The sequence below is a fragment of the Streptomyces paludis genome, assembly GCF_003344965.1.
GTDB lineage: Bacteria > Actinomycetota > Actinomycetes > Streptomycetales > Streptomycetaceae > Streptomyces > Streptomyces paludis.
In genome coordinates, this window is sequence record NZ_CP031194.1 from 6,270,023 (window position 1) to 6,280,963 (window position 10,941).

Here is a 10,941-nt window from a genome sequence, read left to right on the forward strand (position 1 = left end):
GTTTCAGATCTCCGTGGATCGCCCGGAAGACGGGCGGAGCGGGTGAGAATGGCAGGAGGGCGGTTGGAAGAAGTGCGGGAGCAGCGCTATCGCGGACGCTTCATAACGCCGAGGACTTGGTTGAGCGCCGTATCGAGGGGCGGCAACCCCACAGCCGCGCGGCGTTCGTCGACGGTGTCGGCGTCCTCGACCGGGTATGGGCGCAGGAGACGCGGGTCGATCTGTGTGCCGTAGGTCTGCCGGCGTCCCTGCTGGACGGCGCACGCGTCGTCCACGTAAGCCAGATGGATCGCGGGGGTGCTCTTCTCCGCGACGGCCTCGGCGATGAGCGGCCGGCACGAAAGAAGGAGCCCCGGGTCCTGGGCATGAAGGAGGATCTGCAGCGCCGCGATCGACGCGTTCTCCCCGACTACCGAGGAAGTCGGCCAGCCGGACACCTCCACCACTGAGCGCAGCACACGACCATGGTCGGCCCGGCACAAGGCCACAGCCCGGCGCCGGGCAGCCGCCGCCGGCAAAGCGCATGCTGCCCGGGTGAGGCGCTCGTCCTCCCCGGCCAGCGCGAGAAGCCGCGCCGGGAGATCCGGCAGCGCTCCCATTTCCGACGGAGCAGCACTGAGATCCGCAGACGGCACGGTGGGGCCGGCCAGAACCTCCTCGATGGACCGGAACATGGGAATCGCCTCCTCGGCGCGTTTGGTTCGATCGGGACATGGGGAACCGGCCGACGCGAAATTCGCCGGACCCGCGGCAGCCAGCAGACAGCACGCAACCGCGCCGCGGCTCGTCCTCGTGCTCCGAGGGCGACGTGGTGGCGTCCGGCGTACGCGATCACAGAGCCTCCCCGGGCGTTGCGTTGCGTGAGTTCATCGACACCCTGCGGAGCCGCTAGGTGTGGGACAAGAGTGTGGGGGCGCTGAATCTCGACAGGCATCGCTGGAGCGATATCGCTACAGCGATACCACCTTTGCCTCTAGCCTTTGTGGACGCTTAGTTGGTCTTGAGACAGTGCGGCGGGTGCCCGATGAGGACGTCAAACCGTGTATGCAGCGAGTGTGGAAATCCGCTGAGCCAGTACAACCCCGACCGAATGTGCGCGCCATGCTCCCGCAAAGACGCCGCACCAAGCATCCCTGAAACGGCGTGGCGGCACGAACAGGTTCATCGGGCCCTGGCTGGTTGGGAGTTCGGTGAGCTTCTGCGACTCCTGCGCCGGCGCTCCGGCCTCTCACAAATGGCCGTCAGGTCCCTGACCGGTCTTACCCAGTCGTACATTTCCGACCTGGAGAACGGCCGTAAGCAGTTGGGAAGCCGCGATGTCATCGTCGACTTCCTCAACGGCCTCGGGATGCCCGCAGACATGCGCCCCCTGCTCTTGACGCCCTTCGGAGGAGCAGCGCCACAGGCAGCCACAGACGCTCTGGACCCCGCTCTGCCGTGGACGGCGGATCGTATGGTGACGTCACTTGAAGTTGCTGCCGGAGGTGTCATGAAGCGCCGCAGTGTTCTGGCCGCCCTGGGCGGAGCAGGACTCACGCAATATGTTCTGCAGTCCGCCGTCGCGCCTGCGGAGGCGATGGCCGCAATGTCACCTCACGGTGTACGGGTGATCGCGCCGCTCATCGACTCCCTGCAGAGCACGACGGACGTGCTGCGCCTGATGGACGCCAGCAGCGGCAGCGGCACCCTGGTGGACACGGCGAGAGAACACCTCAAGGCGCTGCTCCGGCTCATGAAGCACGGCACCTACGACGAACAGACGGGCCGGCGGCTTGCGGCCGTGACAGCGGACACCGCGATCCAGACCGGATGGTTCACCTTCGACGGTGGAGCACACACAGAGGCTCAGCAGTTGTTTCTCGGTGCCCTGCGCGCGGCTCATGCCTCCGGCGACTCCCGTCTCCGCGCCGGAGCCCTCTCCTACCTCGCCATCCACGGCTACTCCGTAGCAGACCCCCGCAGCGCTGTCACCGCCGCGCGCACCGCACGGCAAAGCATCGCCGACCAGGACTCACCGGCTCTCCACGCGATGCTCCTCACCCGCCAAGCCCGCGGTCACGCCCGCCTCCGCGAAGAACGCCACGCCCTCGCCGCCCTCGCGGAAGCCGAGGAGCAGCACGCACGCGGACCGGGCGAGGACGATCCCCATTGGCTGTACTGGATCAACAAGGGCGAAATCCTCGGACAGACCGGCAGTTGCTACCTCGACCTCGGCCGACCCGCCGAAGCCGCCGCGTCCTTCGCCGCCGCCCGCAACGTACTGAGCCGGGACGAGACCCGAACACACGCACAGTTCCTGACCCGCGCCGCAACTGCCCAGATGAGAGCGGGCGACGCCGACGCCGGCTGCGCCACCGCCCAGGAAGTCCTCACCCTCGCCAACGGCGTCCACTCCGCCCGCCTGGACGAACACCTCCACTCCATGCTCCAGGAAGCCCGCCACTTCGACACCGCTGCTCCGGCCCGGGCACTCCTGGAACGCGGCCAGGCCGTCATGAAGGGACGCAGCGCCACATGATCCTCGTTCTGTGGGACATCGACCGGACGCTCCTGTATGTCGGCGACATCGACCGCCTCGTCTACCGCGAAGTCTTCGAATCAGTCGTCGGACGGGAACCGGAAGTTCTACCGCGAAAGGGGACGGGCATCACCATGCCCTTGGCGGTACGTGAACTCCTCCTCGCCAACAGTGTGCCGCCGGACCAGGTCGACGAGTTCACCGACCGCATCGTTGATCTGCTGCCCAAGCGTCTCGGCGATCACCGCGACAGGCTTCGTACCGAGGGGCGTCTGATGCCTGGAGCGGTCGCAGCGCTCACGGCCGTGCAGCGATCCCCGCAGCTTGTCCCCTCTGTCGTTACCGGAAATCTTCAAGAGAGCGCCCGGATCAAGCTGGAAGCACTCGGTCTGGTCACCTACGTTGATATCGAAGTCGGCGGCTACGCGTCCGACAACCCGCATCGGCCGGCGCTGGTCAGCACTGCGCAGCGGCGAGCTGGGCGAAAGTGCAAGCACGAGTTCAACCGGGGGAACACCGTCATCATCGGTGACTCGCTGCAAGATGTCCGAACAGGGGTCGAAGGGGGTGCCCACATCATTGCCGTGGCCTCCGGTACAACCTCGGCCGAACACCTCGCCGAAGCAGGCGCCGACCACGTCATCGCGGACCTCACTGACGTGGACCTACTTCTCAGGCTCATTGCCAAAGTGAAGGCTTGAGCAGCCGGCGAGAGGTAGCAGCAGTCTCTGGCTCAAGCGATCAGGTCCATGTCCAGCACCTTTGCTGCCTGCGTGAGAGTCCCGGGCGTGAGGTGCCGATAGATCTTGAACGTGACGTCGATGCTTCTGTGTCCCATCCATTCGGCTACGTCCGTGATGGGGATGCCGTGGCCGAGGCAGTTTGAAGCGAAGAAGTGGCGGAGGCTGTAGATGACAACCTCTTCAGGGATGGCGAGTTGCTCTGCCTTCTTAAGTCGCTGCCACTGGTTTTGCAGAAGATACGGCGGGAACGGACGAGTTGTTTCCTTGGGGTTTCGCAAGAGGTAGCCATCGGTGGTGCCGTGATTTTCAGCGTAGCGCTCGATAGTTTCCTTTACGCGTAGAGGAAGTGGGACATCACGGTACTCGCCGCGCTTTCGGTGTTTGAGTGGACCGTACGTTTTGGTGGTCTGGTTGACCTATTCCGTGATGCGGCAGGCGTCGTCCGCTACGATGTTCTGGATATTAACCGCGGCGGCCTCGGTCATGTCCCGTCGAGTGGTGTAGCCGATCAAGTGGCGGTCGTGTTGGTGGTGTTGGGTAGTGCGGGGGCGCTTTCTGGGCGCTCGGTGGGGTAGAGCTGGTCCATGCTTCCTTCGGGGAGGTAGCGGCGGGGGAAGGCGATCCATTCGTCGTGCATTTCGAAGAGGACGGCGGTGATCAGTCGCAGCAGTGCGTCGTCGTTGGGGAAGACCTGGACGACGTCGATCCGGCGCTTGATTTCCCTGTTGATCCGTTCCAGGGGGTTGGTCGACTGGATCTTCTTCCAGTGTCGTTCGGGGAAGTCGGCGAAGGCGGTCAGGTCGTCCTTGGCGTCGAGGAGCATCCGTTTGACCTTGGGGAACTGCTGGCCGGCGCTGGACCGAGCGCGCTTCGCCTACGACTTCGCGGACCACACCAGTGAGCAGGCATGGGTCCGGTTCGTGACCCCCTACCGGATGGACTCGTTGGCACTCTCCGTATACGGGCAGTTGCGGCGCCCGGAACTCACTTCCACAGCCGACACCGCAGTCGTCCGCCTCGGAGACGAACTGCCGGACGGGGGCGTAGTGGTCCTCGGCGATCTGGCCTCGGCCCTACTGCGAGGAGGCGACATAGACCAAGGCGTCTACGTGGCACGCCAATTCGCCGCGGCGGCACAGGCCAAAGCCAACACGATGGGCAAGGAACGAGCAACGACTATCGCAGCTGCGCTTCCCGACAGCGAGCTGGACCTTGCCGTCCACTTGCGGCGGCTCGCATCCTGAGCCCGTCGCACGGTACACGGGCAAGCTCAGGACGCCGTCGTACGGCCCGTCGTTCCTCAGCCCTGCGCCGTCTCATCAGCAACCCAGGACAGGTACGCCTCTGAACCACCGCTCACTGGCAGTGTGATCCACTGGGGGACGTCGTACGGGTGCTTCTCGTGCAGCCACGCCTCCAGCGCCGGGAGGCGGTCCGTCGTAGTCATATAGGAGATCCGCCACTCCTGCGCCGTCTCGACCTTCCCCTTCCACCAGTAGAAGGCGATGATCGGCGCGTCGATATGAACGCCCGCTGCCAGCTTGCTCTCGACCGCCCCCCGGGCCAACGCCTTCGCCTGATCCTCATCAGCGCTGGTTGTCTGCGCGATCACAATCTCGTGGGTCATGCAACTACCTCTCCAGCTCGGGTACCGCGACCCTACCCAGTGTCCAGTGCATGGCGACGAGCGGCATTATCGGTGAGGATAGGTGGGGCTCACCCACCCGGATTGCTCAGGCGATAACCCATCGTCCGGGTGGTTCGTTGGTTTGGGGCCAAGGCGAAGATCCTCTCATCGACGAGGCCGGGGAAAGGCTTTGTGATGCAGGTATCGGCGCACGCCTCACGCATTAAAGAGTTCGTGGTGGGAGGGTTCCAGGCGGCTGCTGGTATGCATTCGCCCACAGCAGACAGGAAATAGCTGTAAAAGACTGGATAGCTACGCCAGGGCTATGTCAACGTACAACGTTCCGGAAAATATCCTGGTCAGATAGTGAAATTGCGCGGGTATGGCAAAGGGAGAGGCTGGTTCGCGGTCTCTCATCACACCGGACTGGCTTGGCTGGGCATCTATGAAGGAGGTCCCTCTGTCGAGTTCCGCCATTCGCTCCGTTCCCCCTTCCCTCTTCGCGCTCGGCGCGCTGCATACCTGGTCTGGTCAGGCGACGGTCGGCGATGGTGTTGTGGCCAGCAGGCTGTGCGTATGCCTCTATGCTGCTGGCCCGCTCGGCGAGGATCTCCTCCAGCGCGGTTACACGCCGCGATAGGGCTGTACTTGCATGCGTGGCAGCACACCCCGGAGCGATAACGCTCCACATCGCGCGCTATTGGAACTCCTGAGCATGTTGCGGCGTCAATCTCGATCGCCCCGCAGGCGACGGCCTGCTGGCGCTTGTCACGGACGGCGTGATCCCGGCCCTGCGCTCATGTGGCGCGCAACATAGCCGACGATCGCCGGTTAGCCAAACCGGCGATCGTGGCGACCATTGAGGAGTTCGCACTTCAGCTGCGCTTGGCGGTGGAGCTGAAGCGAACGCAGTCGGTCGCACCGTTCTGCTCATGCACTGCGAGGCGCTCAACGACACAGAGATCTGCTCGCTCAGGGGCAGACCCATGTCTCCCCATTCTCAAGGACCCTTTCATGTCTGCACGTTTGCTCTCCATTCCCGCAGTTGCCGCCGCTTTGGACGTCAACCGGCGCACCGTTTACCGCTTCATCGCCGCTGGCGAGCTCCCGGTCGTCGACCTGCGTACTGGAGTGGGCCGCTCCCGCGTCCGTGTTCCCGCTGCTGGGCTGGAGGAGTTCATCACCGGTAGGTCGGTCACAGTGTCGCGGCCACGCTGCTGAACTCCCGTCGTCGGCTCAGTTTTCCTCGCGTTCGAATAAAAGGAGTAGTACCGCGTATCTGCGCAAGTTGAAGTCCGGTAAGTGGCAGGCGACCGTACGCAACCGGGCCGGAGACCGGTTCAGCGAGTCGTTCCCTCTCAAAGCCCAGGCGCGGGCCTGGGGCATCGAGCAGGAGACGCAGTTCGCCCGCAGGGGCCTGCGCGATCCGCGGGCCGGTGAAGCGTCGTTCCGCGAATGGCACGACCGCTGGTGGGACGCTCGTGTGGTCGAGCCCCACACTTTGCGGGGTGACGCGTCCAGCATCAAGAACCACATCTTGCCTCACTGGGCGGACTGGGAGATGCGGGCCATCACCCGTATGGACGTTCAGAGCTGGATCCGTGTCCTGATCGAGAACGGCGCCGGTACTTCCGCGATCAAGCGGGCCTACAACCTGACGTCCTCCATCATGCGCGCGGCCGTCGATGATGACGTAATCGCGGTGAGCCCCTGCCGCAACATCGACCTGCCGGCCATCGCAGTCAAGCCGCCGCAGTGGTTCACGCTCGACCAAGCCCAAAGCATTCTTGACGAACTCCCGGCCGCCTGGCGCACCATGTGCCTGCTCGGCCTCTACACCGGGCTCCGGTGGGGAGAACTATCCGGCCTGCACCGACACCGCGTCGACCAGCGCCGCTCACGCCTGTTCGTCGTAGAGGTCAACACCAAGAGCGGAATCAAGGAGTACCCCAAAAGCTCCAAGAGCCGCCGGGAGGTCCCGCTCCCACCCCACGTCCTGGAGGCCCTCGAACGCCACATTCACCGGCTGGAGCGGGACGCCGTCGTGTTCACCACCATCACCAAGGGCAGGGTCGGCCGCCGCCTTGATGACGGTAACTGGCGTCGGCAGACCTGGTGGCCAGCTATCGAGGGCGCACACTACTTCGACGACGATGGCGAACAGCAGCTCGTCCCGCACTACCCGCCGCACTCCATGCGCCACACCTGCGCCTCGTGGCTCGTCCAGAAGGGAGTCTCGCTCTACGAGGTCCAACACCTCCTCGGACACGAGAGCTTCCAGACAACCCAGCGCTACGCCCACCTCCAGCCGGACGCCCACAAAGCCGTCCTCGGAGCATGGAAACGCATGGAAACCCCGCTTACTATTGCCCCATGAACGTTCCTTTGCCCCGTCCTTAACGGACGGGGCAAAGACGTCTCGGGCTGAGCAACCCGAAAGCCTGCGTATCAGCTCCGGGCGGGCCGCCCGGTGGCCGCTTCCTCGCTATCGCTGGGCACTCCCTCATCGCCACGGTCCGTGTCGGTGCCGAGCCCAACAACGGCCAGGTTGTGGCGAGAGGAAGACGCGGCCCGATGCCGGGGCCCAGAGTGGTGCAGCGACGGGCAAGTCGACGAACTCGCCGAGGCGGCGCCATCGGGCCCTGCTTCGTCTGAACCAGCCACCCGTGCGGGTGATGTGTGCGCGTGGCTGCTCGCGACTGGGCGTACGTGAGCTATGGTTTGCCGTGCCTGGCCTCTGACGCGGCCAGTTCTGGATGCTGACCCGACCTTCAAGCATCGACAGAGATCCCACGTCCGCCGTTCAGATCCTGTTCGTCGCGTTCTGTATCCGGGTTGAAATGCGGCTTCGCCGCCAAGGTCGGGGGCGGCTCGGAGGACCGCATCATGTTCGACATCGATCAGATCAGCAACGCGGCCGCGGAGTTCACCGGCGAGTCCCTGGAGGATGCGCGTCGACGGCTGGGCAACCGCAGCCGGTACGACCACTTGATCCCGGACGCCGGCTGGTCGGGCCAGGCGCTGCTGGAGTCCACACTGCTGTCCGCACTGGGAGCGACGACCGGCGGCGAGCGTCCGTTCGGGATCCGTGAAGCCAAGATCACTGACCACGGCCTGGACCTGCGTGTCGAGCGGGCAGAAGACGTGCGGGCTCTGCTCGATCTTCTGCCGCTGCGTACGAAGCGGGGGCCGTGGCAGGGCGTGCGCGAACTGACCGCTCAGCCGGTGCGCACCCGACTGCGGTTCGGGTTCCGCGAGTGGGTGTACAACGCGGAAGGGTACGGTCGTAGCCCGGCACCCGTGGTGCGAGTCGCCGGGCCGCACGGAGTGGACCTGGAGGTTCTGCTCGCCGCCCACAGGAAGCAGACCGAGTCGTCGGGACACACCGTGCGCTGGGATCCGCAGGACACCGAACCCCGGCCCAAGCGACAGGAACCAGTCGCACGAAGCCTAGTGCGGCAACTCGGGGCGTCCTCCGCCATCGGGAGCCGCCTGCTCCGGCGTCCGCGCCTGTGGGACTGCCTAGCCGGCTATGCCGGGGTACATCTGAGCACCCACATCACTGACTACGGACTCGACTGGACCCTTGAACGCCGGGTCGCCGGGCCGCACTTCGACCACGAACGCCTTCTGGCCGTACTTACCGACCCGGTGGTCGGCTACGGCCTCGCGGCGCTCGACCACCTATGCAGCACCGAGGAGTGCACGATCCGAGCGGTCCACCCGGGCCGCTGGAACAGCCGGGGTGTGCTCACCGTGCGCAGCCGCCAAGCGCCGATCACTGCGGAGCCGCCGCGCCCCACCCTGCCGCTCACGATGCTGGGTGAACGCCGCCGCATCAGCCGCCCACGTGCACAGCAGCAGTCCGGGCCGGTCGAGACCGACCGCTCCGGTGCGGTCCTGCAGTTGTTGGGCGACGGCGGCCGGGACCAGCTCGTGTGGGTAGCTGAACGGATCGCGGCGGCCTGGGCGGCCGAGGGCCTGGTTACCGCCGTGGTAGCAGCTCGGGCCCACGAAGGGTTCGGCTTGCGGGATCGGAGTCGGCCGGACTGGGCTACCGCGTCAAGCCCTGCGTCGGAGGCCGGGTGGCAGAGGCTGCGCGTTGTTTCCCCGCCCGGGCAACTGTGGCTGCGGGAGCCTGCACGGTCGGCTGGACCGGTCGCCTCCACCGTGGCGGAAGCCCGTCGCTTTGCCGACCGGGTCCTGCTGGTCTCCCGGGACTCGGACTATTTCCTGGAGGAAGCGGAGTACACCCAGCTCGCCGATGTCCGCCTCCTGGTACGAGAAGCCAGCCGGTACCAGCGGCATCTCGCTCTTCCTCCTTCCTCACTCGGGGCCGCCGGTGCCGTGGCGCTTACCCCGGCCGAGTCCGCCATCGCCTGGCGCCAGAAGAACTGGTCATACGAGACAGCGCATCTCCCCGTGACCGGTCTGCTACTCCTGCCCCGGGCAGATGAGGACGAGGCTCTTGACGAGTTCGATCACGCGGTGGAGGAGCAACTCGCCCGCTACGGCACCCCGGTCCTTGGACGGTTCCCGGATCATGGCTCGATCGTCCGCGGCAGGAGTCACAGCATGCACCCTCCGACTGTCCTGGATCCGGAATCGGCTCCGTCAGCGCACGCCCGCATGGTGAAAGCCGCTGCCGATCTCGCGCGACGCCTATGGCCCGAACTGCTCGCTGGCACCAGGACGACGCCGCCGGACAAGGGGCACCGGTGACACCGACGCCGTAAGCCCCAGAAGCTGCAATCAGGTGAATCCTGTCCTGTAGGCGCCGCTTGGGACACCTGCCGCACGTTGGCACGCACAGCTACATGGAGAGGAGTGTGCTGTGCCGACGTGGCAGGACGAGCTAGTCACCTGCTGCCTGACCTGCGGTGGGGCCACTCCAGAGGACCAGCCTCAGTCCTACAGGGATTCCTCGGAACCGCCCTCGCTCGATCCAGCGATCTTGCCGCCGATGAATGCCACGCCCAACCCGAGGGCGGCTACACCGGCGGCTGCCACCAGCCTCATCCCCGCCCCCAGGAACTGCTTGCTCTCGCTGTCCTTCGCGCCTACCCGCTGTACGTTTCGGTCGAGGCGGTCATGGAGGGCCTCCCTTTGCGCCCAGCGGAGGTCGTCCCGACCGAAGTCGGCCCGCAGATCTCAATCCCGGCGCACGAGGCATGGTCTCGGTCCGTACGAAGCCATGCGCGAGGCTCCTCGTAGTCGAGAATGATCTAGGCAGCGCCCGTTGGACGGGCAGCTTCCCCATGCCCGTCTACGGGACTGTGGCGCCTCGCACCCCGTCGCACGGATGGTCTTGAGCAGGACGACGCTAGCGTTGTCAGGGGAGACGCCCCACAGCATGTTCGAGTCCAAGATGATCAAAGTAGGTGGCTCCGTCCCTGGGCGACATGCAACAGGCGGGATGAGCTTCCCAGGCCCGATCGGCCTCGTCAGCGGGTCCGATCACACTGCCCCTGTGACGCCGGGACTCTCGTACGTACTGGGCGCACCGACGTGACTCCACCGGCGTGAGACTCAGTACCGGAGGCGCTGCCTACTACGGGTAGCCATGACGCGCCAGAGTTCCGGTGACCGATGTAGGGCCGTGACGCTCATTTGACGCTCTGGGCGCCCTGAGGCTCTCATATGGGACCCAAAAGCATCGCTGACCTGCTGCTTTCCTGCCTGCGTCCAGGCCGACATCTTTCCGATGACGTCGCACGTGGAGTGCGTGGCGATTCTTGAGCCCGCAGCAAAGGGTCTTTGACCTGCTGATTTTCTGATTCGCCAGGTTGCGGGCGGGTCGTGCCGACATGGTTCCGTAGGTCCACCGCGTGGAGCATGCTGCAGGTTCCCGCCACGTGTCTCACGTGCGGTTTCGCAGCGGGGGCGTGGTCGAGAACGCTCTGCCTCAACTCCGTGAGGGACGGGTTCGGGAAATGTCTTGACGCTCGTTCGACGCCGCTTCTGACGGCGTGTTAGGTGGTCGTCCTGGATCAGATAGCGCGGGTCAATCGAATTATTGGGCTTAACCCGTCGAGCAGCGCTATCCGAAACAG

The 10,941-nt window shown here is 65.4% G+C and carries 7 protein-coding genes and 3 pseudogenes; 6 read left to right on the forward strand and 4 right to left on the reverse strand.

Going from position 1 to position 10,941, the window contains the following annotated elements; all coding sequences use genetic code 11:
- Positions 1 to 86: 86 nt before the first annotated feature.
- Positions 87 to 674: a DUF6624 domain-containing protein gene (locus tag DVK44_RS27800; RefSeq protein ID WP_228447402.1), complete on the reverse strand. Its 588-nt coding sequence runs from the start codon at positions 672 to 674 to the stop codon at positions 87 to 89.
- Between the two features lie 350 nt (positions 675 to 1,024).
- On the opposite strand from DVK44_RS27800, the gene DVK44_RS37985 reads away from it, so the two are divergent.
- Both DVK44_RS37985 and DVK44_RS27810 read left to right on the forward strand, forming a co-directional pair.
- A complete protein-coding gene (locus DVK44_RS37985; RefSeq protein ID WP_114663028.1) occupies positions 1,025 to 2,518 on the forward strand; it encodes a helix-turn-helix transcriptional regulator in 1,494 nt (497 codons plus the stop codon).
- A complete protein-coding gene (locus DVK44_RS27810; protein WP_114663030.1) occupies positions 2,515 to 3,219 on the forward strand; it encodes an HAD family hydrolase in 705 nt (234 codons plus the stop codon). Before DVK44_RS37985 ends, DVK44_RS27810 begins: the two co-directional genes overlap by 4 nt.
- 32 nt (positions 3,220 to 3,251) lie before the next feature.
- On the opposite strand, the pseudogene DVK44_RS37380 reads toward DVK44_RS27810, so the two are convergent.
- Together DVK44_RS37380 and DVK44_RS27820 are read right to left on the reverse strand one after the other, a co-directional pair.
- Positions 3,252 to 3,632 (reverse strand): annotated as a pseudogene (locus tag DVK44_RS37380) (tyrosine-type recombinase/integrase); the annotation flags it as partial.
- 137 nt (positions 3,633 to 3,769) lie between these two features.
- Positions 3,770 to 4,111, reverse strand: a pseudogene (locus DVK44_RS27820) (transposase); the annotation flags it as partial.
- A gap of 1 nt (position 4,112) precedes the next feature.
- Between DVK44_RS27820 and DVK44_RS27825 the strand changes: the two are divergent.
- A pseudogene (locus DVK44_RS27825) lies at positions 4,113 to 4,505 on the forward strand (transcriptional regulator); the annotation flags it as partial.
- Between the two features lie 56 nt (positions 4,506 to 4,561).
- On the opposite strand, the gene cutA reads toward DVK44_RS27825, so the two are convergent.
- Positions 4,562 to 4,888, reverse strand: coding sequence for a divalent-cation tolerance protein CutA (cutA, locus tag DVK44_RS27830; RefSeq protein ID WP_114663032.1), 327 nt, complete (start codon positions 4,886 to 4,888; stop codon positions 4,562 to 4,564).
- 1,014 nt (positions 4,889 to 5,902) lie between these two features.
- Here cutA and DVK44_RS27835 point away from each other — a divergent pair.
- The 3 genes from DVK44_RS27835 to DVK44_RS27845 all read left to right on the forward strand — a co-directional run bounded on the left by DVK44_RS27835 (position 5,903) and on the right by DVK44_RS27845 (position 9,610).
- Entirely contained in the window at positions 5,903 to 6,109 is a 207-nt protein-coding gene (locus tag DVK44_RS27835) for a helix-turn-helix domain-containing protein (protein WP_114663034.1), read from the forward strand.
- Positions 6,110 to 6,176: 67 nt separating this feature from the next.
- Positions 6,177 to 7,265, forward strand: a complete 1,089-nt coding sequence (locus DVK44_RS27840) for a tyrosine-type recombinase/integrase (RefSeq protein ID WP_114663036.1) — start codon at positions 6,177 to 6,179, stop codon at positions 7,263 to 7,265.
- Positions 7,266 to 7,774: 509 nt separating this feature from the next.
- Entirely contained in the window at positions 7,775 to 9,610 is a 1,836-nt protein-coding gene (locus DVK44_RS27845; RefSeq protein WP_114663038.1) for a hypothetical protein, read from the forward strand.
- Positions 9,611 to 10,941 lie beyond the last annotated feature (1,331 nt).